This is a genomic window from Collinsella sp. An7 (assembly GCF_002159335.1).
Classification (GTDB): domain Bacteria; phylum Actinomycetota; class Coriobacteriia; order Coriobacteriales; family Coriobacteriaceae; genus Coprousia.
The window spans coordinates 142,210-165,208 of sequence record NZ_NFHP01000003.1 but is presented as its reverse complement, the minus strand read 5'-3'; the positions used below and the strand labels follow the sequence as shown (position 1 = coordinate 165,208).

Sequence of the window (22,999 nt, the reverse complement as noted above, 5' to 3'; positions counted from 1 at the left end):
GCTCGCGCATGCGGGCTGTTATTGTCTGACGAGATTTTGACAAGGAGACGGCATGGAGATTGTGATCGCAATCGTCTGCCTGGCGCTGGGTGCCGGCGGCGCGATGGTCGCCATGCGCAGCGCCAAGCAGGGTAGCCTCCGTGAGGCTGATTCCAAACTGGAGTCGTCACGCGCCCAGGCAGACCAGATGATCGGCGACGCGCAGCGACAGGCTGAGACGCTAAAGAAAGAGGCCCTGCTCGAGGCGAAGGAAGAGATCATCCAGAGCAAGCAGGCTGCCGAGACTGAGGAGAAGCAGCGCAAGAAGGAGCTCCGCGCGCTCGAGAACCGCATCATGCAGCGCGAGGAATCGCTCGACCGCCGCAACGATGCCCTCGATAAGCGCGAGCACCAGCTCTCGAGCCAGGCAGGTCAAGTCGAGAAGCGCAAGGCGCAGCTCGATGAGCTCATGACCAAGCAGACCGCAGAGCTGGAGCGCATCTCCGAACTCACGCGCGAGGATGCCCACCAGGAGCTCCTTGATAAAGTTCGCGGTGAGGTCACCCACGAGGCGGCCACCATCATTCGTGAGTCCGAGCAGCAGGTCAAGGCGGAGTGCCACAAGACGGCGCAAGAGATCATCTCACTCGCTATCCAGCGCTGTGCCGCCGACCACACCGCAGAGGTTACGGTCACCTCGGTTCACATCCCCTCTGACGACCTCAAGGGACGCATCATTGGTCGCGAGGGCCGCAACATCCGCACCTTCGAACAGGTCTCCGGCGTCAATCTCGTGATTGACGACACGCCTGAGACCGTCGTTCTCTCGAGCTTCGACCCCGTCCGTCGCGAGACGGCGCGCGTCGCCCTCGAGAACCTCATCGCCGATGGTCGTATCCACCCGGCACGCATCGAGGAGATGTACCAGAAGGCCGCGAGCCTCGTGCAGCAGCGCGTTCGCGAGGCGGGCGAGCAGGCGGCCTTTGATATCGGTATCCACGACCTCCACCCCGAGATCGTCAAGACCCTCGGTGCCCTTCGGTACCGCACCTCGTTTGGCCAGAACGTGCTCACGCACTCGATCGAGGTGTCTGAGCTCTGTGGCATCATGGCGAGCGAGCTTGGGGTCGATACTGCCCTCGCTAAGCGAGCGGGTCTTCTCCATGATCTTGGCAAGGCTATCGACCACGAGGTTGAGGGTCCGCATGCTGTTATCGGCGCCGACCTTGCCCGCCGCTACGGCGAGAAGCCTGCCGTCGTCCACGCTATCGAGGCGCACCACGGTGATGTTGAGCCCAACTCTGTGGTGGCCGTGCTTGTTATGGCCGCCGACGCCATCTCGGCCTCTCGCCCGGGTGCGCGCCGTGAGTCCGCCGAGAACTACATCAAGCGTCTCGAGAAGCTCGAGGAGATCTCCAACGCGCACGAGGGTGTCGAGCGCACCTACGCCATGCAGGCCGGCCGTGAGGTCCACGTCATGGTGCAGCCCGACAAGGTCTCCGATGCCGAGGCCACCGTGCTCGCTCACGATATCGCCCATCAGATCGAGGAGGAGATGGAGTATCCCGGTCAGGTGCGCGTCGTGGTGATCCGCGAGAGCCGCGCTGTCGACATCGCCAAGTAACGGGCGGTGCATCATGGCTGACTCGCAGGAGCTCATTTCGTTCATTGCCCAGATGACCGGCGAGGCGAATCTTCGCGTCGAGGAGAATCTGGGAGAGGGCTTCGTCCGCCTTAGGGTATCCGAGGCGGAGCGTCGTCAGGCCAAGCACGACATTCAGCATGTCGAGGATATCGTCATCGAGCTGCTTCGCAACGCTCGAGACGCCGGAGCGCAGCGCGTCTACCTTGCCATGGGCAAGACGGACGCGCTGCGTTCGCTTGTGGTGATCGACGATGGCTCGGGCGTGCCCGAGGACATGCAGGATCGTATCTTCGAGGCGCGCGTCACCTCAAAGCTCGAGAGCATGCATATGGACCGTTGGGGCGTGCATGGCCGCGGTATGGCGCTTTTCTCCATCAAGGAGAACTGCGAAGAAGCCCGTGTTGTCGCCTCGGGCGCCGGGAAGGGCACCGTCATATCGGTTGTGGCGGATACCGAACGGCTCCCCGAGCGTGCTGATCAGTCAACCTGGCCCGAGCTCGCTAAAGATGACGCGGGGCATCCCTATTGTGCGCGTGGGCCGCATAACCTCATTCGCGCCGCGGCGGAGTTTGCCCTCGAGGAGCATCACGTCTGTGAGGTCTACCTCGGGTCGGCAACCGAGATCGCCGCAACGCTTTATGCCGAGGCACGGCGCTCGCTCGATGCCTCGCAGCTCCTCTTTATCGACTCCGAGAGAGAGCTTCCCGTGGTTGACCGGCTCGGCTACGCGGCCGATGCTGCCGACTTTATGAGGATCGCCGCCTCGCTCGGTCTTGAGCTCTCCGAGCGCACCGCGCACCGCATCCTTGCCGGGACGATCAAGCCGGTACGAAGCGTTGCCTCCCGTCTGCTCCGAGAGCGCAAAGAGCGCCCCCATGAGGTCGCCGTCGACCTCACCCGCGATCGCCGCGGTCTTAAGATCGCCCGCGAGGATCTTGATGCGTTCTCGCGTACCCTTGAGCGCGACTTCTCTTCCCTCGCCGAGCGGTATTTTCTTACGCTTGCCCATGAGCCCACCGTGCGCGTCTCGCGCGACCGCATCACCGTCACCTTTGACGTCGGCAAGGAGGAGTAGCCTACTTGCCGCACCGTAAACCTTACGGTAAGCTCAATGAGCTGCACTTTTCGCACCGTAAACGCAGGAGAACCGTAGATGGATTATCTGAAAGTCTCGAGCAAGTCCTCGCCCGCGTCCGTTGCGGGCGCCATTGCCGGCATGGTCAAAGACGGAGTTCCCGTCAACCTTCAGTGCGTGGGAGCTGGCGCCGTCAACCAGGCCATCAAGGCCATGGCAATCGCCCGGGGCTTTCTGATCCCCACGGGTATTGATATCTCGTGCGCTCCGGTGTTTTCTGACATCCTCATCAACGGAGAGTCTCGCACGGCTATTCGCCTTTCGGTGTACGTCCACCAGATCTCACTCAACGGTACCGAGCTGGTCGATGTGCATCGAGAGTCCCAGATTGTCGGCTAAACGATGGAGGCGCGTGAGATGAGCTATCCCGTCCTTCGCAATAAGACGTATTTCATTCGCACCTTCGGCTGCCAGATGAACCTCCACGACGCCGAGCGCGTCAGCGGCTTGCTCGATTCGTGCGGCTGCCTTGAGGTCGCCTCACCCGCGGAGGCCGATATCGTCGTCTTTATGACGTGCTGTGTTCGCGAGGCTGCCGATCAGCGGCTCTACGGGCAGTGCTCCTCGTGCAAGAGCCTACCTGCATCCCCCTCGGGCAAGCGCGTGATCGCCGTAGGTGGCTGCATCGCCCAGCGAGACGGCGAGGGGCTCCTCACCAATCTCGATAACGTGCGCGTGATCTTCGGCACCTCCTCGATTGCCCATGTGGCCGACCTTCTTGCGCAGGCGTTTGAAGACGACGAACGCCATGTGCTCACCGCCGAGATCGACGAGCCTGGGGCCACCTCGATGCCCTGGCACCGCGCCACCTCGTATCATGCGTGGGTGCCCATCATGACCGGCTGCAATAATTTCTGCAGCTACTGCATCGTGCCGTATGTACGCGGTCGCGAGAAGAGTCGTCTCTTTGAGGAGATTGTCGACGAGGTATGCGGCCTTGCCCGCGTGGGCGTTCGCGAGGTTACGCTGCTCGGCCAGAACGTCAACTCCTACGGTAGGGACTCTTACGGCTCTCCGCGCTTTGCTGAGCTGCTTCGCGCCGTAGGGGAGACCGGCATAGAGCGGATCCGCTTTACCTCCTCGCACCCCAAGGACCTCCTGCCTGAGACCATCGACGCGCTCGCTGAGGTCCCCCAGGTTATGCCCCACCTGCACTTGGCCGTTCAATCGGGCTCGAGCCGCATCCTCAAGCTCATGAACCGCCGCTACTCGCGCGAGGATTATCTCGATTTGGTGCGTCGCGTGCGCGAGCGCATCCCCGACATCGCTCTTACCACCGACATCATCGTAGGATTCCCCGGCGAGACCGAGGAGGACTTCGAGCAGACGCTGAGCCTTGCCGAAGAGGCGCTCTTTGCGCAAGCGTTCACCTTCATCTATTCAAAGCGCGCCGGCACTCCCGCCGCCGAGATGCCCGATGATACGCCCCACGAGGTCATTCAAGAGCGCTTCGATCGGCTCGTACATGTGATTGAGCAGACCGCCTACGACTTTAACCAGCACGATCTTGGTGCACGTGTTCCCGTCTTGGTGGAAGGGGTCTCCAAAAAAAACGCCCGGCGCATTCAGGGCAAGAGCCCCAAGAACCAAACGGTTCATGCCCCGGTTCCCGAAGGTATCGACCCGGCGGATCTTGTGGGGCGTATCGTTGATGTGGACGTCGACACGGCTCGTACCTGGTACCTTGCGGGTTCCATCGTAGGCGAGGCCCGATGACCTCTGTTATCGCCATCGTCGGGCCCACCGCGGTGGGGAAGAGTGCTGTGGCTGATGCCCTCGCGCACAGGCTCCATTCCGTGGTTATTTCTGCCGATGCCATGCAGGTGTATCGGGGGATGGATATCGGTACCGCCAAGATGCGTCCCGAGGAGTGCCACGCACCTCTTCTTCTTATTGATGTTGCGGAGCCTTCGGTATCCTACTCGGCCGCCTTGTACCAGCGCGCGGCGCGTGCAGAGCTCGATCGCCTCATCGCTGAAGGTACGGTGCCCGTCGTCTGTGGAGGAACGGGCCTCTATGTCCGGGCGGCGCTCGACGAGATGTCGTTTCCCGCAGGTGACGCTAGCTCGCCCTCCCGAAGTAGATATCATGAACTGGCGCGCGAGGAGGGCGAAGGTGCTCTCTACGCTCTCTTGCAAACGCGCGACCCCGAGAGCGCCACGGTCATTCATCCCCACAACGTTCGACGTGTGATTCGAGCGCTCGAGATGGCCGATGAGGGGGTGTCTTACGCCCGTCAAAAGGAGGGTTTCTCCACGCCTCAGGCCCGTTACGACTCCTCCTACTATGGGCTGGCCTGCGACCGCTCGCGGCTCTACGACCGCATCAACCTGCGTGTAGACCAGATGATCGCCGATGGGCTTGTGGACGAAGTCCGCCATCTAGTTGATCAGGGGTTTGGCGAGGACCTTACGGCCCGTCAGGCTATCGGCTATAAAGAGATCATCGATTACCTTGAAGGCCGCTCTTCGCTTGACGACGCCATAGAGCTCATCAAGCGCCGCTCGCGCCGGTATGCCAAGCGTCAGCTCTCATGGTTCAGGCGCGATGCGCGCATCCAATGGCTCGACATGGATGCGCTTGGAATCGAAGGTGCCCTTGAGGCAATCTGCGAACGGGAGGGATGCTAGAGGTGCCTCGTTTTCCGCTCGTCTCTACTGCGCCGGTCCCCGAGCGCGCCGTGCTCGTGGGAATCGAGGGCCGTCACGGGGCATGGCCCGTTGACCGCTCGCTCGATGAGCTCGAGCGTCTCGCCGACACTGCGGGCGCTCAAACTGTCGCTCGTATCTCGCAGCGGCTTGAGCGGCCCAATCCGCGCACCTTCATCGGCTCGGGTAAGGTCGATGAGCTCTGCGGACTCGTCAAGCGCATCGATGCCGACGTCGTGATATTCGATGATGACCTCACCCCCTCACAGCAGTCCAATCTCGAGCGAGCGGTTGGAGAGCCTGTTAAGATCATCGATCGCACGGCGCTTATCCTCGATATCTTTGGTCTCCATGCCACTACGCGAGAAGGGCGTCTACAGGTACAGCTGGCGCAGCTTCAGTACCTGCTGCCGCGGCTGCGCGGCATGTGGAGCCATCTTGCCAAAGAGCAGACACGCGGCGGAATCGGGAGCCGCTTTGGACAAGGCGAGAGTCAGCTCGAGGTCGACCGCCGGCTCATTCGCAACCGGATTTCGACGCTTCGCCGCGAGCTTGCGCAACTTGAACGTCGGCGCGACGTTCAAGCAAAGAGCCGTAAAGCTTCTGCTGCGTTTCGGGTGGCGCTGGCCGGGTACACCAACGCGGGCAAATCGTCGCTGCTTAACCGGCTGACGGGCTCTGAAGTCCTCGCGCAAGATCGGCTGTTTGCCACGCTCGACCCCACCACGCGCGCCTACCGGCTTCCCGGCGGCCGCGAGATGACGATCACCGATACGGTCGGCTTTATCCAGAAGCTGCCGCACGGCCTGGTTGAGGCCTTTAAATCCACACTCGCTGAGGCACGCGATGCCGACCTTATTGTCAAAGTGGTCGATTGTGCCGACGAGGATGCGCTGCGACATATCGATGCCGTTGGTCGTGTACTCGACGAGATCGGTGCCGGCGAGACACCCGCTCTCGTAGTCTTCAATAAGGCTGATCTTTTGGACGATGAGGGGCGGGGCGCCCTTTCGCTCCGGCATCCCGGCGCCGTGCTCTGCTCTGCCGTCACCGGGCTCGGCATCGAAGAGCTGATCGAGCGGCTTGCTCACGAGGCTGCAGCGCAAGATCGACTGATCGACGTAGAACTACCGTATCGCGAGGGAGCACTTGCCAAGCTCGTGCACGAACAGGGCCACATCATGGTCGAGGAATACAACGAGACCGGCGTTCACCTTGTCGCCAAGGTAAGCCCACGCATCGCCGGTCTGCTCGGACGGTACGCAACCGCACCGTAACGACCGACCTGCATCGGACGCCTCGCCCTAGCACTGCGGCGGTTACTGCGACCATTAGAAACGCTATGTGTGAACCCCCACCGTCAGTGCCCGATGAGCTCAGTAAGCAGCAACAAGATCGGCTGGTGCACGAGGTAGATAACGAGGCTCACGTGTCCTACGGCCGTAAGGGGCGGCATCCAATCGCGATACATCCACGCTGGATAGCCGTCCGCCCAATGTTCACCGGCAAGGCGGGCCGCAAAGCGTCCGGCAAGATACATAAAGAAAAACGGTATGAGGGGATAGTAATCTCCTGAGGCAAAGCTCGGACTTGGCAATCCGAGCCAAGCCAACCCCTCAACCGGATACCGCGTTAACGGTACGCTATAGGTCAGCGCAAAGAGCGCAAGGGAAATCACAAGACCCCATGCTGATGGCACTCTATCAAAAAGCGGTGCAAGTGCGCCCACGATGAGCGTGCTCGCGGCCATGCAGAACAGGATCCCAAAACTAACAGAGGTGTCTACACCCGCTAACGACGTGGCAATCCAGACCACGAGTGCCGCCACGCCGTAGATGAGCCCACGACGCACATTGTTGCGCGAAAAGCATGTCATCCAGCCCGCGAGCAGCAGGAACGTCCAGCTGATGGACGCGCGCCACACCGCCTGAAAGAGCGTCCCGGTAAACCAAGGCATCGCAAAGCCCTCAAGATAGGCAAGGTCGTAGCACGCATGGAAGGCGACCATCGAGATGATGGTAAAGCCGCGGAGCGTGTCGAAAAGGGTTACGCGCCGTCGTGTCCGGGCCGTTGCCGCCGCCGTACCGCCATCCATGCTAGAAGCGCCGCAGAAGCGCCACAACCTTGCCGAGGATCGTGGGGTTGGTGACGTAGATGGGCTCCATCGCATCGTTCTCCGGCTGCAGGCGCACACGGCCGCGCTCCTTGTAGAACGTCTTGACCGTTGCCTCGCCATCGATCATCGCAACCACGATCTCGCCGTTCATCGCGCTCTTCTGCTCGCGCACCACAAGATAGTCACCGTTAAAGATGCCGGCATTGATCATGGAGTCGCCATGCACCTCGAGGATGAACGAGCACGAATCGGTCGCGATCTCGGTCGGGAGGGTGAAGGTGTCCTCCACGTTCTGCTCGGCAAGGATGGGCATACCCGCGGCCACGCGCCCCACAAGGGGGAGGTCGACAGTGTTGCGGTTGGGAGATTCTTTAACCTCAGCAAGCTTGACGGACGAACCATCCTCGTTAAAGAGCTCAAGCGCGCGCGGCTTGGTGGCGTCGCGCTTGATAAGCCCTCGGGCCTCAAGGGCCGAAAGGTGGGCGTGCACCGTGGAAGGGGAGGAGAGGCCAACGGCTGCCGCCATCTCGCGCACGCTGGGCGGATAACCCTTCTCCTGCTGATAGGCGCGGATGAAGTCATAGATTTGCTGCTGGCGCTTCGTGATCTTGCGTGCCATCGGACCCTCCTCTATAGAAAGCAAACTGCTGTTCGAATTTTTCTTGACAGGAACAGCTGTTCGCGGATAATGATACACGAACACTCGTTCCAGCGCCAGACTTTTGTCCGCACGAACCGATATAACGTTCCCGACGATACCGCAGAGAGAGGAGTCTCCCATGAGCACACGCGATTTTCAGGTGTACGGCAATCTTGCCCTCGCGGCTGAGCCCGCATACGTTGAGCCCAATCCTCGCTTCACGGTTATCGAGGGACGGGGCGCCCGTGCCGAGCGCCCCGCAGTTTCCGGCCGTCATGTTTCCCGTGCGGCGGTTGCGATTGCCGCTACTGTCGTCGCACTGCTCTTTTTTGCGGTTGCCTTGGTGGGCTGGAGCACGTACGCTGGCCGTGCCGAGGCGCACGCCGATACGCTCTCCCATATTTCCTTTGAGGAGGTTCGAGTGCAGGCCGGCGATTCGCTCTGGTCCCTCGCGTCACAGCATCCTATCAACGATTTCACCACGCAGGAAACCGCAGATGCTATCGCGGAGGCCAATGAACTCGAGGGGGTTGTTCTCCAGGCGGGAGAGACGATTCTCGTCCCCGTCTCTCGGTAGGACCTCTTCTTCCTAAACAACGTTAGGTTGCACCGGCTCACGATCTTCTTTGCGACACAGGAGTGTTACGCCTCATCTACATGTGCCACTTTTTTGCTCGGAGTGACACAACTCGTGGTATGCTAAGGCACGTTTTCTCGCTCTAGGAGGTTTGATGCGCTGTCCCAAATGCGGTGCCGACGATACACGGGTTATTGATTCCCGCATGCAGGATACCTCTAATGCCATCAAGCGTCGTCGAGAGTGCCGTACCTGCGGATACCGTTTTACCACGTTCGAGCGGTGCGAGGATCCCATCGAAGTCATCAAGAGCGATGGCTCCACGCAACCTTTTGACCGCAACAAGCTGCTCGTGGGCCTCATGCGCGCAACGTCCAAGCGCGACATCGACATCGCTACGCTCAATAACCTGATCGACGGCATCGAGCAGGAGCTGCGCAGCCGCCCCTTTAAATCCATCACATCTCACGACATCGGTGACATGGTCCTTAAGCGTCTCGAGGCGCTCGATAAGGTGGCCTACATTCGCTTTGCCTCGGTGTACCGCGACTTTAAGGACATCGATGAGTTTGTGGACGAGCTCGCAAAGTTAAGGTGATTCTCATGGCTTCGATCAACGTTAACATCAAGCGGCTCGACCCTACCGTCGAGCTCCCGAGCTACGCTTACACCGGAGACGCAGGGCTCGACCTTAGGGCGAACGAGACAGTTGATATCCCGCCGCACGGTCGTGTGCTCATCCCTACAGGCCTCGCCATCGCACTGCCCGACGGTTATGCCGGGTTTGTGCAGCCCCGGAGCGGCATGGCACTCAAGCGCGGTCTCTCCATTGCAAACACCCCCGGGCTCATCGACGCACATTATCGCGGCGAGCTCAAGATCATCGTGGTCAACCTCGATGCAGAAGAGCCCATTCATATCGAGCGCGGCGAGCGCATCGCCCAGCTCGTAATCCAAGAGGTCCCCGTTGTGACGCTCGTCGAGGTTGATGAACTCGACGAGACCGACCGTGGGACGGGAGGATTCGGCTCAAGCGGTGCCGCCTAGGCATCTGAGCATATAGGACGGAAGAACACATCGAAGGAAAAGGGGAGTAGATGGATACGTTCTTCAAGCTATCCGAGCGCAGCTCGAACTCTGCGACGGAGGTGCGCGCCGGCCTGACCACGTTCCTGGCCATGGCGTACATCATCGTCGTCAACCCGAGCATTCTCTCGGCTGCCGGCATTCCGGCTGCCGCTGCTGTCACGGCGACCTGCATCGGCGCCGGCATCATGACGATCGCGATGGGCGTCTTCTCCAACCGCCCGCTCGCCTGCGCCTCCGGCATGGGCATCAACTCGATCGTGGCCTACACCCTCTGCAGTTCTATGGGCCTCGGCTGGCAGACCGCCATGGCCGTCATCCTCATCGAGGGCATCGCGATTCTCGTGCTCGTGCTCTGCGGCCTGCGCGAGGCCATTATGGATGCCATCCCGGTGTCGCTGCGTCACGGCATCTCCATCGGCCTTGGCCTCTTCATCGCCATGATCGGCCTTAAAGACGCCGGCATCATCGTCGCAAACGAGTCCACGATGGTCGCTATCGGCGACGTCACCGCGCCGTCCTTCATCGTCGGCATCATCTCGATCGCCCTGTCGGTCATTCTGTACTCCATGAACATCAAGGGCTCGCTCCTTTGGGGCATCATCATCGCCGCCATCGTGGGTATCCCGCTCGGCGTGACCCCCATTCCTTCCGGTATCGTCGCTCCGCTCGACTTCACCACCTTTGGTGCGCCGTTCCAGGAGAGCGGTGTTTCTGGCGTGATGGGTCTCGTTGAGGTATTCTCCACCCCGGCGCTGCTGCTCTTTGCCTTCTCGCTCATGATGAGCGACTTCTTTGACACCATGGGTACCGCCATGGCCGTCGCTAAGCAGGGTAACTTCCTCACCAAGGACGGCAAGGTCGAGGACATCCGCCCGATCCTCATTGTCGACTCCGTTGCTGCTGCGGTTGGCGGTATCCTCGGCGCCTCCTCGATCACCACGTTCGTCGAGTCCGCTTCTGGCGCTGCTGACGGTGGTCGCTCCGGCCTGACCTCGGTCGTCGCGGGCATCCTCTTCATCCTCGCTGCCTTCTTCTCGCCGATCATCAGCTGCGTGCCCTCTGCGGCCACCTGCGGCGCCCTCGTCTTCGTGGGCTTCCTCATGATGTCCGATGTGGTCGACATCGACTGGTCCGACATCCTCGAGGGCTTCCCGACCTTCATGATCATCGCGGGCATCCCGTTCACCTATTCGATCTCCAACGGCATCGGCCTTGGCTTCATCACGTACGTGATCGTTGCCATCGTTCGCGGCAAGATCAAGGAGATCCGTCCGCTCATGTGGGTCGCGGCAATCGCGTTCCTGCTGTACTTCCTGCTGCTCTAGACTCGTCTGTTCAAGGTAGAGCAATTTTCATTGCCTTGCACAACATACCTGAGTTGCAGACTAAGGCCGACCGGTATCGTCCGGTCGGCCTTTTTATATCTCCTGTTGGCATCGTTAATGAGCGAAGGTGGGGTACCCTAACACAGACGCCCTTTTAACCGTTGGGAGATGCACATGTCAAATCGTTACGATACGTTGATTCTTGGTGGCGGCCCCGCTGGCTATACCGCTGCAATTTATGCTGCCCGTGCAGGTCTTTCCTGCGCCGTTGTGGAGCAGGGGATGCCAGGAGGGCAGATCGCCACAACCGATGTCATTGAGAATTATCCTGGGTTTCCCTCCATCAGCGGATCCGAGCTCGGCATGAAGTTCCAAGAGCATGCTGAGGCGGCAGGCGCCGAGACCCTTTATGCCATGGCCACTGGCATCGAGCGACTGGACGATGATTCCTTTGCCATTACGGACGGTGCACAGACCTATACGGCACCCACGCTTATTCTGGCAACGGGAGCCGTGCCGCGCACGGTGGGATTTGAGGGTGAGGACACGTATCGCGGTCGCGGTATCTCGTATTGCGCGACCTGCGACGGGATGTTCTATCGCGGAAAGCAGGTTTTTGTGATCGGTGGCGGCAATGCTGCCGTAGAGGAGGCAATCTACCTTTCCCATATCGCCGGACACGTTACCATGGTCGTTCGTCGCGATGTGTTTCGCGCTCCTCAGGGCGTGGTTGACACGCTGCTGGCGCGAGATAACGTCGACGTGCGGTACGAGACCTCGATCGTGCGCGTTACGGGAGATCAGCTCCTCTCCAAGATTACCTTCCGTAATAACGCCGCGGGGGAAGAGCACGAAGAGTCCTTTGATGAAGGATCGTTTGGCATTTTTGTCTTTGCCGGTACTCAACCAACGGTAGAGCTCGTTGAGGGGCTTGTTGAACTCGGGCGCGATGGGGGAGTCGTAACCGATGACGATATGGCCACCGCGACGCCCGGTCTCTTTGCTGCGGGCGATGTGCGAACCAAAAAGCTTCGCCAGGTTATCACCGCCGCATCGGATGGTGCCATTGCGGCTATGTCAGCCTACCACTACCTGAACGGATAATACTTAGGTAGCTAACTAATAGGAGCGTTTCGAGGGATGCAAGACGAGCAAACATATAGTTCAGCCCGCACCTCGTAACACGCGACAGACAAACTCTCTAAGCCGAATCGAGCTAGGAAGTCCAATACGCATCCCGGCTCGATTCTTTGCGGCACGATACTACGTCGATCACAAATATACAGCGACCCTGATTGCATTGGCGCGTTTAACGTGAACGAGCTTTGATATGTGGTTATGCCTCGGGTTAGATGCGACCGACAGACGCAGCGAGACGAAAATGCACAAAGCATGAGTGGATTGTGTTTATAAGGTGTCATTCACCCTGGCTTTGCGCAAAATACGACAATATAACGCCGTTACAAGAGTAAACGACGTTTTCCATTAAGCGTTCTTGCTCTGGGCGTCTGAGAGTTGCACGGCCTCTGATTTTACAAATGGATTCACGATAATATATCTTATGTAATGTTGTTACGAGAACATAGAAAGCGGCTCTTTGCGCAATGTCCTGTGGCGCAAAGAGCCGCCCGCAATGACATGCTACAGGCCGCTGGCGGTATTCCAGCCATAACCGATGATAAGACCCTTCGCCTCGGCGTAATAGCTGCAAAGTCCACCACAGGACATAATGTGAACCTCAGCATTGGGCCAGCGATTCTCGATAGCTGTCGAAAGCTCGCGAGCCATCGCCTCGTTCTCTACATGGTCGATGCATACCACGCCACCGGCAAAGCCATCACCTTCCATGGCCTGCACAACCTTGAGGATCATCTTCTTCTGGCCGCGCGTAGGCGCCACGATCTTGATGGTTCCCTCGTCTGAAGCCGTGCCCAAAATGCGGATGTTGAGCTTGTTGGCAAGGAGCCCCGCCATCTTGGGCATGCGTCCACTCTTGGTAAGATTTTCGTAGCTGCTCAACGAGAAGAGAACCGTCGAGAAGGCCTCAACGCCATCGATATAGGTACATACCTCGTCAAACGAAGCCTCTGGATGTTTAGTTAGGTACCTATCTAAAAGCAGGCAAATGAGCTCGAGCTTACCGCCGGCTGCACGCGAGTTAACGAGGTGAATCTGATGGCCACCCTCAGCCATCACCATATCGCGAGCCATGACAGCAGCCTCGTAGCTTCCCGAGAGATTCGCCGAAATGGTAACGGCCACAACCTTCTCGGCGGTGCGGAAGAGCTCAGCCCACTCCCCTACACTCGGACAGGAGCTCGAGCTTGCACTCTGCTCCTCAGCGACGAGACGGTTGAGTTCGGCAACGTCGAGGTTGTCATCATCAACGTACTCGGTACCACCGACGTTGATCTTTAGCGGTGCGACGGCATAGGTCGTGTCGGCCGCCGTAGGGGTATAACCCCGTAGGTTGCAGCTTGAGTCCGCGATAATCGCCCAGCTCATAGCAGTCCCCTCTCGTGTGCGGTATTGAGACCACATGGTGTGAATCTCGTTAGACCTAGTGTAGCATACTAGATATTACGGTATCCTAAACACAACGTGTTTCCAACAGGAGTCGAGGCGATTGTCATGCAGCATCCGCACGTAATCCCCATGTCCGACCAAGCGGGCAGCATCACGCGCGTCGACATTATGCCCACGATTTTACCGGATGACTTCACCAACTCAGATCTTGCTCAGCGCGTCCTTGCGTTCAAGGTGCCCCGTTACGCCGAGCTGCCGGGTGTTGAGCTCTATCGCGAGCAAGTCATCGCCTATGTGGAACAGGTCTTGGCACCGCTCGATGGTTGCACGGACGGACCCTGGCTCACCGCATCGATGATCAACAACTACGTCAAGGTCCATCTTGTGGCCGCTCCGCAAAAAAAGCTCTACGGACGTGAGCAGATTGCCCGTCTCATTGTGATCTGCATCTTTAAGCAGGTGCTTTCCATCTCTGCCATCTCGGATCTCTTCCGTATCCAAAAGATGACCTACATCACCGACGTTGCCTACGATTATGTGGCAACCGAGCTGGAGCATGCCATCCATCAGTTCTTTGCGCAAGATCCAGACCCTTGGGAAGATACCGCTTCACGCGTTACGCGCGAATCGCTTTTGGTGCGGAGCGCCGTGCTCGCGTTTGCAGCGAAGGCCCACCTTGTGGGCTATCTATCGTTCCTTGGATACGACGAATAGCAGACGATCTCGTCTGAACAGCCAGCACACCCAATATGAAGGAACCGGTGGAGCGCCAGCGCGCCTCACCGGTTCTTCGTTCACGCTGCAGAACGGGTAATGAGCTGCCACGTCTTAGAGCTGGCCGCCCCCCAAGAAGGTGCCGTACCAGTTGATGTTTCCGTACCCTGCAACCTGGCCAGGACGCGTAGCGCCAAAGACCTGGCCGTTGCCGACGTAGAACGCCACATGACCCGGGAAGAACACAACGTCTCCGTACTGGAGCTCATTCTTGTTGGTGGTAAAGCGCCCCGCGTTGTTCTTAAAGTACGTGTACTGGCTGCCCGAAGAGCGCGGCAGGGTGATACCAATCTGACGATAGGCATAGTACACCAGGCCCGAGCAGTCAAAACCGCCCTCAGCGAGACTCTCACCGGCGGAGACGTAAGGTTGGCCAGCCATGGCAAGCGCATACGAGATGGGACTCGAGACCGTCGCAGAACCACCGGAATTCGTGGGCGGTGCCGGGTCGGGCTCGGGCGTGGGGGAAGGCGCGGGCGTAGAGCCGCCACCCTGCGTGCCACCGCCGGAATTATTGGTATTGTTCGAGTTGTTGGAGCTTCCACCGCCCGTGGAGCCACCTCCGCTCACGGTACCGCCAGCATTATCGGTAGAGCCGTTGCCGGCAACCGGCACGTTAGAAGCGCCATTAGAGGCGTCCTCGGCAGACTGGATGCCCGAGGCAAGATTCTCGTTCTGGGCAGCCTCCGCCTCAAGCTCAGCCTGAAGCTCGGCCGAGAGCGACGCCACAAGCGCGCTTGCCCGAGCTTGGTTGGCAGCCTGCTCGTCAACCTGTGCCTGGGTAGCCTCAAGATTGGCCTGCTGCTGCGCCTGCTGCTCCTCAAGCTGAGTCTGGAGCTCCTTGACCTGGTCGATTGCCTCGGTCTGGGCATCGTTGACCTTGCCCGCATAGAAGACGCGTGAGATAAGGTCGGTAAAGTCAGTTGAGCTCAGCAAGATGTCAATCAGGCTCACATTGCCCTGCTTGTAGTCGTCCGAGACGTTTTGAGAGAGGAGCTTTTGAGCCTGATCGAGCTCCTGCTGAGTGCTCTCGATCTGGCTCGCTGTCTCCTCAAGCTCAGCACCTGCCTGCTGCAGCTTCTCTTGCAGCGCCTGGTACTCAGCGCCAATCTCACTCAACTGCGCACGAGCGGCATCGAGCTCTGACTGCGTATCGGCATAGGCGGCAATGGGAAGGGTCGAGATATAGGGGGCGGCGCCCGAAGCGCCGAGCACGCCGGCAAGGGTAACCGCGGTGAGCGCACGGGCGGCTCGACGGTAACGCGGCAATAAACGCATGTACAACCTCCGGAAAGTACGGATAGTGTGTATCGGAGTCCCTGACAGTATAGAAGCTCTCGCCATGGAGTCCCTGCCGCTTAGCGCGACAATGGAAAACCTTCAAACGGATGTCGTTCACATGGAAAACGCCCGCCGGGCAACGCGCGATGCGACGATACCCTGCGGGCAAGTACTACGGTCAATGTAGCCCTAGAACAGTATTTAGGCGTCTAGTTGGACTGCACCAGCGAGAAGACGTCGTGGTCACCAAGCTTGGCAAGCTCAGCGCGCGGATTCAAAAACGCGAGCTCCAAGATGCAGCCAAAGCCCGCCACCGTGGCACCGGTCTTCTCAACGAGCTTGGCCGCGGCAGCGATGGTACCGCCCGTGGCAATGAGGTCGTCAACCAAAAGCACCTTGTCAGCAGGCGTGAGCGCGTCCTCGTGCACCTCGATGGTGTCGGTGCCGTACTCGAGCTCATAAGACTCCGAGATGGTCGCACGCGGCAGCTTGCCGGGTTTGCGGGCGGGCACAAAACCAGCACCAAGGGCAATCGCCACAGGAACACCCACCATAAAACCGCGCGCCTCGGGCCCCACAACCTTAGTAATGCCCTCGCCGCGGAAGTGGTCGGCAATGGCGTCAATCGCAGCCTTGAGGGCGGTTGCGTCGGCAAAGAGCGGCGTGATATCGCGGAAGATCACCCCAGGCTCCGGATAGTCGGGAATCGAGGGAATATAGGCGTCAAAATCAAACGTGCTCATGGCTCTCCCCTTCTCTGACGCATGGTCTTGCGCGCAGGCGCGGTAATTACTTGGCTCCGCTGCGACGCCGCGTGGGCTCCAGGCCCGGAAGCGGCAGCGGCTCAACCTCAGGTGTGAAGCGCGAGGTCTTTACGGAGCGCTTGCGTGTACCGGAGGTCGCGCCAGCCGCTGCGCCTGAGGCACCGTTGCCACCGGCGGCCTCGTCTCCGCTCCCGCCCTCGTCCTCTGCATCGGCAGCAGCAGTGGCCTCAGCCTCTCGGTCGCGCATTGCCTCCGATTCATCGAGCTCCTCGTCGATCTCGTCCACGTCGGCATCGTTAACCACCACGTTCAGCGACTCATACACGCGGTTCTTAAGAAGCGCGGTCTGGATGCCGTCGGTCAGGTCGTGCAGCTTCTTAAAGGCGCGCTCGATCTTGACGTTACGGTTGTCCTCGGAGGTGTCTGAGCCAAGCATACCGGTCAGCACCTGCTCGAACATCGTGGACTCACGGTTGGCCGCCAGCACGTACTGACGAAGGTTGCGCGGCTCGATGTTAAAGCGCGAGAGCTCCGATGCATAGCGGATGATCGGAAAATCGCGGCCATCGATAAGCTCGCGATTCTTAGGGCTCCGCACGATCTTAATGAGGTCGTTCTCCGCCAGCTGACGCAAGAAGGAAATCTTGACGCCGAGCAGATCGGGGATGTCCTCGATGGGATGAAGCTTCTGCTGCGTCTCGCGCGGCTCGGTCTTGAGCGGCACGTCAGAGAGCAGACCGACCTCGTAGGCAAGGGTCGAAAGATCGGTGGCGTTATCGAGCCGCTGCTTGATGACGTTGAGCGGCATGTAGCGCGTCTTCTGGAGGTGCAGAATGACCTCGAGCCGGTCGACATCCTCCTTGGAGTACTGGCGGTACCCCTTGGGTGTGCGGTGCGGTGTGATGAGGCCCTCGTCCTCTAGAAAGCGGATCTTTGAGTTGGAGAGGTCGGGATAGGAGCTCCGAAGGTAGTTGACGACCTGACCGATGCTCAGATAGCTGCGCTCGGCCAAGCTACTCACCCGTTTCGATACGCTCCGGTTTGCTCTCGTGATAGATCAGCGTAAAGGTACCGATCTGCACCGACGAGCCATCGTGGAGCGGTGCCGAGTTAACGATGGCACCGTCGACCCACGTGCCGTTGAGCGAGCCAAGGTCCTCGATGACCGTTCCCGTGGGACGACGGAGAATCTTGGCGTGGGCGCGCGAGACGGTCATGTCGTTGAGGAAGATCGCGTTAGCCGGATCGCGTCCAACGGTGGTCTCCACATCGTCGAGCTCAAAGGTGTTGCCCGTCTGCGGCCCCTTGATGATGGTGAGCACCGGACGCGAAAGCGAGACGCTCTTCATGAGGTCGGGCGCGGTGGCGTCATCGGCGGGCATACGAAAGACACGGGTCTGCTCGGTGGACGGAACGCCATCTTGCAGGAAGTCCGAAGAAGCAGCCATGAACATCTCCTATCGTTGCGCATGAAGCGCGGTCAATCGACCCACTCATTCTACCCCAGCACGCCCGCTACACAGACTCGCACGCAAAACGAGCCTTACGACTCCACGATGTCGGGGTTGAGGAAGTCGTCCTCCTCATCCTCAGGGTGAAGCTGCGCCGATCGGGCAGCACGGTAGCCCTTGACCGTATAGATCACTGCGGTGAGGAGCGAGAAGATAACGCCAAGGTAGACGAGGTAAATACCAAGCGGCTGAGCCGACCCGTCGAGTCCAGGGAGCCAAGCCCCCCACTGCGGGAAGAGCGCGGGGCCCGAAACAACCGGCAGGCCCAGGAGCATAAATGAGAACCCCGTCATGAGAAGCGCCGTAGCGGCCTTGCCCGTGTAGACGACGTCGATGGGGCGCTTGTGGTACCGGCGCACGAAGGCGTTGCCGCAGGCGAGATAGATATCGCGTGCGATGATCACGACGCAAATCCAAGTGGGGAGCTCACCGCGCCACACAAGGCCGAGAACACCGGTAAAGAGCAGAGCGCGGTCGACCACCGGGTCGAGGAGCTTGCCAAGCCAGCTTACCGTCTTGGTGCGACGCGCAATCTGGCCATCAAGCCAATCGGTGGAAGCGGCAACGGCATAGATGGCGAGGGCGATATAGCGATTGAAGTCGGTGACAAAGAGATAGAAAAAGACAACGGTGAGCACCAGGCGCAGTACCGTGATGAAGTTAGAGATGGTGAATATCTGGTTGGAGGGGTACTCGGAAGTGCCGATGAGCTCTTTCTTGACCTTCTTCCGCAGACCCACAGATATCCCCTACCACACGTTGCGTACACTAGATGGCATGATACCCCATGAGCAATGTCTCATGCGCACCCGATACACGCCGGATACGAAAAGGGCATCGGTTACCCGATGCCCTGAAGCTTCTGGTCGGGACGACTGGATTCGAACCAGCGACCCCTTGACCCCCAGTCAAGTGCGCTACCAAGCTGCGCCACGTCCCGAAGCAAGTGCTGCCTGCGTGCAGCAAGTGATACTTTACTCAAGTCCGTCCCGCGACGCAAGGGGGTATTTTGGATTTCTGCAAAGTCGCGGAGAAGCTTTCTAAGAATGAACGCTATCGTACGGCTCGATGGAGGATCTCATACGCGAGCTCGCGCTTGCTGAGCAACGGAAGCTCCTCGGTCCCCCCAGCCGTGACCCACCATACCTTGTTGGTATCAGAACCAAAGGTCGAATCGGCACGAGAGACGTCATTGGCCACGATTGCGTCGCACCCCTTGGCGGCGAGCTTAGCGCACGCATGCTCAAGCAGCCGGTCGGTCTCCGCCGCAAACCCGATGACGCGTCGCGCGCCCTTCTCGGCAGAAAGCGTGGCTAAGATGTCCTCGGTCTCGGTGAGCTCGATGACATTGAGCGGCTGTTCGCTCTTCTTGAGCTTATGGTCCGATACCATGAGGGGCCGGTAGTCTGCCACGGCGGCGGCGCAAATGGCAATGGTGGCGTCCGCAAAGGCGGAAACAGCCGCATCGCGCATCTCGGCAGCGGTCTCAACGCGCACCACCGTAACCCCAGAGGGGGCAGGCTCCGCAGTCGGTCCCAGGACGAGCGTGACCTCGGCGCCCTCTGCATGGGCTGCAGCGGCGAGCGCGATACCCATCTTGCCGGAGGATCGGTTGCCGATAAAGCGCACCGGGTCGATCGGCTCGTACGTGGGGCCGGCGGTGATCAGCACCCGCTCGCCGGCAAGGGCGCTCGTACGCCCGAGCATCTCGAGCGTGCGGGCCACGATCTCGTCCGGGTCGGCAAGGCGACCCTCGTCTACGTCACCGCAGGCAAGGTACCCCGAGCCCGGTCCCACCACCGCAACACCACGGCGATGGAGCGTCTCCATGTTCTCGCGCGTTGCCGCCGCTCGCCACATGCCGGCGTTCATCGCCGGCGCCACGAGGATGGGCGCCGGTGTGGCCAGAAGCGTTGTGGAAAGCAGGTCATCGGCGATGCCCGTCGCCATCTTGGCGATAACGTTGGCCGTGGCAGGTGCCACGAGCACAAGGTCGGCCTCCTGCGCAAGCGAGATGTGATGGATGGGGTCCTCGGGGTCGTCAAAGAGTCCCACGGCAACCTTCTCATGCGTGAGGGCACGGAAGGTCGTGGGGCCCACAAACTTCGTGGCGTGCTCGCTCATGAGTACCTTGACGCGCACGTCACGCTTTTGAAGGAGGCGCACGATCTCACAGGACTTATAGGCAGCGATGCAACCCGTCACACACAGAAGGACGGTAGGGCGTTCGTCAGATGCCGTGCGCTCACTCACGCCTCGGTCACCTCCCGCTGAATGAGGATGCGGCCGCAGTAGGGGCAGGTCGCTATGGAGCCGGCACGGGTTACATCTTCCATGGAGGCCTCCGTGAGGGCCATGCGGCAGACGCTCGGCACGTTCTTGCGGAGCTCCTCGACACCGATCCCCTTATGGGACTTACGCGACGCCTCGTAGGAGTCGAGCATAGTCGCGTCGAGCGATGCCGCCGTGCGGTTGCGGTCGCGGCGGGTGGCATCGATGCGCTCCTGCACCGCCGTCACAGCCGCACGTGTAGCCTGGGCATCATTCAGAAGCGCCTGCTCGAACTTTGCAAGGTAGGCGTTGACCTTCTCCTCGCGCTCAAGGGCGTCGGCGAGGGCCGACTCCTTCTCCTTAAGGTTGAAAGCGATCTTGTCGAGCTTCTTGGCAAGATCGGAGAGCTCGATCTCGAGCGCCTGAACCTCTCGGTAATCCTTGAGACGCTGCGCATCCTCCTGCGTGAGCGTGACCTCGTGCTCGGTCTCGGCCTGCTCGTGCGTGAGGTCGGCCACCTCGGTCTCGAGGTCCTTCCGCGTACCCATGAGGTGCGCAGCCTCGGCCTTGAGCTTCTGGTAGGCGGCTCGCTTGCGAGCGAGCTCCTTAAGCTCAGGGAGCTCCCTGAGGGAGGCCTCGTCGCGCTCGAGGGCAAGGTCGAGCCTCTGGAGCTCAAGCAGGGTTTCAGCGGTTGTCATGTAACGCTCCTTCATCCAGGGACCACCACTGGCGGCGCTCCCCCATAACGGTTACAGCATCTGTCGGTACACCTGATGCGCACACCGTGCGCGCAAGCACCTCGGCAAAAGGCAACTCTGAGGCATCGTGCCCCAAAAGCACGACCGCGCAGCCACGCGCGGCAAGATCCTGACATACATGGTAGCCGGCCTCCCCGCACACGATCGCCTGCGCGCCGGCCTTCATGGCAAGCTCACCAAGGTCGCCGAGCGACCCACCGAGTACGGCGATGCGCGAGACCATGGCATCTGGCGCGCCCCAGATGCGCGGCACGGTAGAAAAGGCATGCGCCGCACGGCGAGACAGCGCCTCAAGGGCGATCGGTTCGGCGTCCGCCAGGGCCCCGAGCCCACAGCGCTCGGGCGCATCCGGATACTCGAGTGAGCTCAGGGCATGCAGGCCCAATCGTTCACAGAGCGCTTGGCGCGCCTCGAGCGAACGGTCGAGGTTCGTGTGCATGGAGATGATGGCTATACCGCGCCGCACCGCCCCATAGAGGGCAGCTGCGCTCTGAGGATTCTCAGCGCTCGGTCGCGGCCCAAAGGCAGCGGGTGCCCCCAAGAAGACAGGATGATGCGCTACGAGCACATTCGCGCCGGCCTCGGCCGCACGGACGACATTGGCCTCGGTGGCATCGAGCGCACACATCACCCGTTCAACCGGCGCATCCGGGTCGCCCACGGAGCGTCCCACATGGTCCCAGCCCTCGGCATGCTCGCTGGGAAAGGCGGCAAAGAGCGCCGCTTCCAGATCGGCTATGGTCAGGGGTCCTCCCCCATCGTCTATCTGTGCGGTCATCGCAATCCCTCCACAAGCCCCAGCAGGGCATCGGCAAAACGGTCAAGGTCAGCCGGATCCACCCGCTCGTCAAACGAGATGCGGAGCGCCCCGGCGGCGTCGCCTGCCGGGATGCCCATCGCCGTGAGCACATGGCTCGCATCGGTACTGCCGCTCGAGCAGGCAGAGCCCGCGGCGACGGCAAAGCCCGCGGCATCAAGCTTGAGAATGAGGTCCTCAGACTCTGCTCCTGTAACCAAGATCGAGACGATTCCCGGTAGGCGCTCCACCTCACCCCAAGCATCGAGGCTAGCCTGGATACGCGGCGAGGTGCAGAGCCGGGCGTATAGTCCGTCGGCAAGCGCCTGAACCCGTGCACGATCCTCGCTGATGCGGGGCGCAAGGGCGTCTGCCACCGCGGCAAAGGCCATCGCCTGTCGCACGTCCTGCGTGCCGGCGCGGCGCCCAGCCTCCTGCCCACCGCCAAAGACCTGTGGCCTTAGCGGGGTGCGGCTTTTGAGCCAAAGCGCCCCCGTAGAAACGGGACCTCCCACCTTGTGCGCCGCCATCGAGAGCGCGTCCACGCCGAGCGCGCGCACGTCTATGGGGATATGCAGGTACCCTTGGATCGCATCGGTGTGAAAGCGCGCACCGGCATCGTGCGCCACGTGCGCAAGGTCTGCCACGGGCTGCACGGCACCGGTCTCGTTGTTGGCGAGCATGATCGAGACGAGTGCCACGTCGGGCCCCATGAGCGCTGCGAGGGCATGCGGCTCCACATAGCCCGCGCGGCAAGGCGCCACAATGTCTACGTTAAAGCCGGCGGCACGCAACAGAGGCAGATTGTCGAGGATCGCATCGTGCTCGATGGCCGAGACAACCACGCGCGTGCGGATATGCTCGCGCTCGCGGACCCCTTCGGCGATTCCGAGGAGTGCCAGCTGATCCGCCTCGGTACCGCCGCCCGTAAAGATCACCTCATGCGGGCGCGCGCCGGGACCGAGTGAGCGCGCAATCGAGACGCGAGTCCGCTCGAGTGCGCTCGCCGCCGCGCGCCCAAGCGAATGAAGGGCATTGGGATTGGCCCCTGCCCAGGGCGCGGTGTCATAGGCGGCCTCAGCCGAGCGCGCCTCGGCACGCAACGGTGCCGAGGCGGCATAATCGAGGTTGACGACGCTATGCGATTCTTGCTGCATCAGCGTC

The 22,999-nt window shown here is 60.6% G+C and carries 24 protein-coding genes and 1 tRNA gene; 12 read left to right on the top strand and 13 right to left on the bottom strand.

The annotated features are described in order from the left end of the window. The first annotated feature begins 52 nt into the window (after positions 1-52). The 6 genes from rny (at position 53) to hflX (ending at position 6,684) form a co-directional block, all read left to right on the top strand. Positions 53-1,603 carry a ribonuclease Y gene (rny, locus tag B5G20_RS04655; protein WP_087355509.1) on the top strand — a complete coding sequence of 517 codons (1,551 nt, stop codon included), beginning with the start codon at positions 53-55 and terminating at the stop codon, positions 1,601-1,603. A 13-nt stretch (positions 1,604-1,616) separates the two neighbouring features. Continuing rightward, positions 1,617-2,699: an ATP-binding protein gene (locus B5G20_RS04650; protein WP_087355507.1), complete on the top strand. Its 1,083-nt coding sequence runs from the start codon at positions 1,617-1,619 to the stop codon at positions 2,697-2,699. A gap of 78 nt (positions 2,700-2,777) precedes the next feature. Beyond that, positions 2,778-3,098, top strand: a complete 321-nt coding sequence (locus tag B5G20_RS04645) for a stage V sporulation protein S (protein WP_087355506.1) — start codon at positions 2,778-2,780, stop codon at positions 3,096-3,098. 18 nt (positions 3,099-3,116) lie between these two features. After that, positions 3,117-4,475 carry a tRNA (N6-isopentenyl adenosine(37)-C2)-methylthiotransferase MiaB gene (miaB, locus tag B5G20_RS04640; protein WP_087355504.1) on the top strand — a complete coding sequence of 453 codons (1,359 nt, stop codon included), beginning with the start codon at positions 3,117-3,119 and terminating at the stop codon, positions 4,473-4,475. Then, positions 4,472-5,389, top strand: coding sequence for a tRNA (adenosine(37)-N6)-dimethylallyltransferase MiaA (miaA, locus tag B5G20_RS04635; RefSeq protein WP_087355503.1), 918 nt, complete (start codon positions 4,472-4,474; stop codon positions 5,387-5,389). The genes miaB and miaA overlap by 4 nt, the downstream gene beginning before the upstream one ends. A 2-nt stretch (positions 5,390-5,391) precedes the next feature. Then, positions 5,392-6,684, top strand: coding sequence for a GTPase HflX (hflX, locus tag B5G20_RS04630; protein ID WP_087355809.1), 1,293 nt, complete (start codon positions 5,392-5,394; stop codon positions 6,682-6,684). 83 nt (positions 6,685-6,767) lie between these two features. Here hflX and B5G20_RS04625 read toward each other — a convergent pair whose 3' ends face one another. Next, entirely contained in the window at positions 6,768-7,502 is a 735-nt protein-coding gene (locus tag B5G20_RS04625; RefSeq protein WP_087355501.1) for a heparan-alpha-glucosaminide N-acetyltransferase, read from the bottom strand. 1 nt (position 7,503) lies between these two features. Then, on the bottom strand, positions 7,504-8,142 hold the full coding sequence (gene lexA / locus B5G20_RS04620) for a transcriptional repressor LexA (RefSeq protein ID WP_087355499.1): 639 nt from the start codon (positions 8,140-8,142) through the stop codon (positions 7,504-7,506). A 160-nt stretch (positions 8,143-8,302) separates the two neighbouring features. On the opposite strand from lexA, the gene B5G20_RS04615 reads away from it, so the two are divergent. The 5 genes from B5G20_RS04615 to B5G20_RS04595 all read left to right on the top strand — a co-directional run bounded on the left by B5G20_RS04615 (position 8,303) and on the right by B5G20_RS04595 (position 12,258). Further along, positions 8,303-8,740, top strand: a complete 438-nt coding sequence (locus B5G20_RS04615) for a LysM peptidoglycan-binding domain-containing protein (protein WP_087355497.1) — start codon at positions 8,303-8,305, stop codon at positions 8,738-8,740. Positions 8,741-8,894: 154 nt separating this feature from the next. Next, a complete protein-coding gene (gene nrdR, locus B5G20_RS04610) occupies positions 8,895-9,338 on the top strand; it encodes a transcriptional regulator NrdR (protein ID WP_087355495.1) in 444 nt (147 codons plus the stop codon). 5 nt (positions 9,339-9,343) lie between these two features. Further along, entirely contained in the window at positions 9,344-9,787 is a 444-nt protein-coding gene (dut, locus tag B5G20_RS04605) for a dUTP diphosphatase (protein WP_087355494.1), read from the top strand. A 50-nt stretch (positions 9,788-9,837) separates the two neighbouring features. Next, the gene (locus B5G20_RS04600) at positions 9,838-11,154 is read left to right on the top strand and encodes an NCS2 family permease (RefSeq protein ID WP_087355492.1); all 1,317 of its coding nucleotides are present in this window, start codon (positions 9,838-9,840) and stop codon (positions 11,152-11,154) included. A gap of 168 nt (positions 11,155-11,322) precedes the next feature. Next, a complete protein-coding gene (locus tag B5G20_RS04595) occupies positions 11,323-12,258 on the top strand; it encodes an FAD-dependent oxidoreductase (RefSeq protein WP_204207648.1) in 936 nt (311 codons plus the stop codon). 537 nt (positions 12,259-12,795) lie between these two features. On the opposite strand, the gene B5G20_RS04590 is transcribed toward B5G20_RS04595, so the two are convergent. Next, entirely contained in the window at positions 12,796-13,659 is an 864-nt protein-coding gene (locus B5G20_RS04590; RefSeq protein ID WP_087355488.1) for a DegV family protein, read from the bottom strand. Between the two features lie 126 nt (positions 13,660-13,785). Between B5G20_RS04590 and B5G20_RS04585 the strand changes: the two genes are divergently transcribed. Beyond that, positions 13,786-14,394, top strand: coding sequence for a DUF1836 domain-containing protein (locus B5G20_RS04585; protein WP_239286878.1), 609 nt, complete (start codon positions 13,786-13,788; stop codon positions 14,392-14,394). 114 nt (positions 14,395-14,508) lie between these two features. Here B5G20_RS04585 and B5G20_RS04580 read toward each other — a convergent pair whose 3' ends face one another. From B5G20_RS04580 to B5G20_RS04535, 10 genes are all read right to left on the bottom strand, one after another. Next, on the bottom strand, positions 14,509-15,732 hold the full coding sequence (locus B5G20_RS04580) for a C40 family peptidase (RefSeq protein WP_087355487.1): 1,224 nt from the start codon (positions 15,730-15,732) through the stop codon (positions 14,509-14,511). 212 nt (positions 15,733-15,944) lie between these two features. Beyond that, positions 15,945-16,478 (bottom strand): adenine phosphoribosyltransferase, encoded by a 534-nt coding sequence (locus B5G20_RS04575; protein WP_087355485.1) that lies wholly within the window; start codon positions 16,476-16,478, stop codon positions 15,945-15,947. A 46-nt stretch (positions 16,479-16,524) separates the two neighbouring features. Further along, a complete protein-coding gene (locus B5G20_RS04570) occupies positions 16,525-17,511 on the bottom strand; it encodes a MerR family transcriptional regulator (RefSeq protein WP_239286877.1) in 987 nt (328 codons plus the stop codon). Between the two features lies 1 nt (position 17,512). Next, positions 17,513-17,947 carry an FHA domain-containing protein gene (locus B5G20_RS04565; protein WP_087355484.1) on the bottom strand — a complete coding sequence of 145 codons (435 nt, stop codon included), beginning with the start codon at positions 17,945-17,947 and terminating at the stop codon, positions 17,513-17,515. 95 nt (positions 17,948-18,042) lie between these two features. After that, positions 18,043-18,750 (bottom strand): CDP-alcohol phosphatidyltransferase family protein, encoded by a 708-nt coding sequence (locus B5G20_RS04560; protein WP_087355482.1) that lies wholly within the window; start codon positions 18,748-18,750, stop codon positions 18,043-18,045. 123 nt (positions 18,751-18,873) lie between these two features. Next, a tRNA-Pro gene (locus tag B5G20_RS04555) sits at positions 18,874-18,950 on the bottom strand. Between the two features lie 113 nt (positions 18,951-19,063). Beyond that, the gene (gene coaBC, locus B5G20_RS04550; protein WP_087355480.1) at positions 19,064-20,263 is read right to left on the bottom strand and encodes a bifunctional phosphopantothenoylcysteine decarboxylase/phosphopantothenate--cysteine ligase CoaBC; all 1,200 of its coding nucleotides are present in this window, start codon (positions 20,261-20,263) and stop codon (positions 19,064-19,066) included. Continuing rightward, positions 20,260-20,979 (bottom strand): C4-type zinc ribbon domain-containing protein, encoded by a 720-nt coding sequence (locus B5G20_RS04545; protein WP_158094392.1) that lies wholly within the window; start codon positions 20,977-20,979, stop codon positions 20,260-20,262. The genes coaBC and B5G20_RS04545 overlap by 4 nt, the downstream gene beginning before the upstream one ends. Next, positions 20,966-21,817, bottom strand: coding sequence for a Nif3-like dinuclear metal center hexameric protein (locus B5G20_RS04540; protein WP_239286876.1), 852 nt, complete (start codon positions 21,815-21,817; stop codon positions 20,966-20,968). Before B5G20_RS04540 ends, B5G20_RS04545 begins: the two co-directional genes overlap by 14 nt. After that, positions 21,814-22,992 carry a cysteine desulfurase family protein gene (locus B5G20_RS04535; protein WP_087355476.1) on the bottom strand — a complete coding sequence of 393 codons (1,179 nt, stop codon included), beginning with the start codon at positions 22,990-22,992 and terminating at the stop codon, positions 21,814-21,816. Before B5G20_RS04535 ends, B5G20_RS04540 begins: the two co-directional genes overlap by 4 nt. Positions 22,993-22,999 lie beyond the last annotated feature (7 nt).

Bases quoted from the DNA above. Each gene is read 5' to 3' on its own strand.
- B5G20_RS04565 (WP_087355484.1), bottom strand. From the start codon at position 17,947: ATGGCTGCTTCTTCGGACTTCCTGCAAGATGGCGTTCCGTCCACCGAG.
- B5G20_RS04600 (WP_087355492.1), top strand. From the start codon at position 9,838: ATGGATACGTTCTTCAAGCTATCCGAGCGCAGCTCGAACTCTGCGACG.
- B5G20_RS04580 (WP_087355487.1), bottom strand. From the start codon at position 15,732: ATGCGTTTATTGCCGCGTTACCGTCGAGCCGCCCGTGCGCTCACCGCG.
- nrdR (WP_087355495.1), top strand. From the start codon at position 8,895: ATGCGCTGTCCCAAATGCGGTGCCGACGATACACGGGTTATTGATTCC.
- B5G20_RS04595 (WP_204207648.1), top strand. From the start codon at position 11,323: ATGCACATGTCAAATCGTTACGATACGTTGATTCTTGGTGGCGGCCCC.
- B5G20_RS04540 (WP_239286876.1), bottom strand. From the start codon at position 21,817: ATGACCGCACAGATAGACGATGGGGGAGGACCCCTGACCATAGCCGAT.
- B5G20_RS04650 (WP_087355507.1), top strand. From the start codon at position 1,617: ATGGCTGACTCGCAGGAGCTCATTTCGTTCATTGCCCAGATGACCGGC.
- miaB (WP_087355504.1), top strand. From the start codon at position 3,117: ATGAGCTATCCCGTCCTTCGCAATAAGACGTATTTCATTCGCACCTTC.
- dut (WP_087355494.1), top strand. From the start codon at position 9,344: ATGGCTTCGATCAACGTTAACATCAAGCGGCTCGACCCTACCGTCGAG.
- lexA (WP_087355499.1), bottom strand. From the start codon at position 8,142: ATGGCACGCAAGATCACGAAGCGCCAGCAGCAAATCTATGACTTCATC.
- B5G20_RS04590 (WP_087355488.1), bottom strand. From the start codon at position 13,659: ATGAGCTGGGCGATTATCGCGGACTCAAGCTGCAACCTACGGGGTTAT.
- B5G20_RS04545 (WP_158094392.1), bottom strand. From the start codon at position 20,979: ATGACAACCGCTGAAACCCTGCTTGAGCTCCAGAGGCTCGACCTTGCC.
- B5G20_RS04585 (WP_239286878.1), top strand. From the start codon at position 13,786: ATGCAGCATCCGCACGTAATCCCCATGTCCGACCAAGCGGGCAGCATC.
- B5G20_RS04615 (WP_087355497.1), top strand. From the start codon at position 8,303: ATGAGCACACGCGATTTTCAGGTGTACGGCAATCTTGCCCTCGCGGCT.
- rny (WP_087355509.1), top strand. From the start codon at position 53: ATGGAGATTGTGATCGCAATCGTCTGCCTGGCGCTGGGTGCCGGCGGC.
- miaA (WP_087355503.1), top strand. From the start codon at position 4,472: ATGACCTCTGTTATCGCCATCGTCGGGCCCACCGCGGTGGGGAAGAGT.
- B5G20_RS04625 (WP_087355501.1), bottom strand. From the start codon at position 7,502: ATGGATGGCGGTACGGCGGCGGCAACGGCCCGGACACGACGGCGCGTA.
- B5G20_RS04535 (WP_087355476.1), bottom strand. From the start codon at position 22,992: ATGCAGCAAGAATCGCATAGCGTCGTCAACCTCGATTATGCCGCCTCG.
- B5G20_RS04575 (WP_087355485.1), bottom strand. From the start codon at position 16,478: ATGAGCACGTTTGATTTTGACGCCTATATTCCCTCGATTCCCGACTAT.
- B5G20_RS04645 (WP_087355506.1), top strand. From the start codon at position 2,778: ATGGATTATCTGAAAGTCTCGAGCAAGTCCTCGCCCGCGTCCGTTGCG.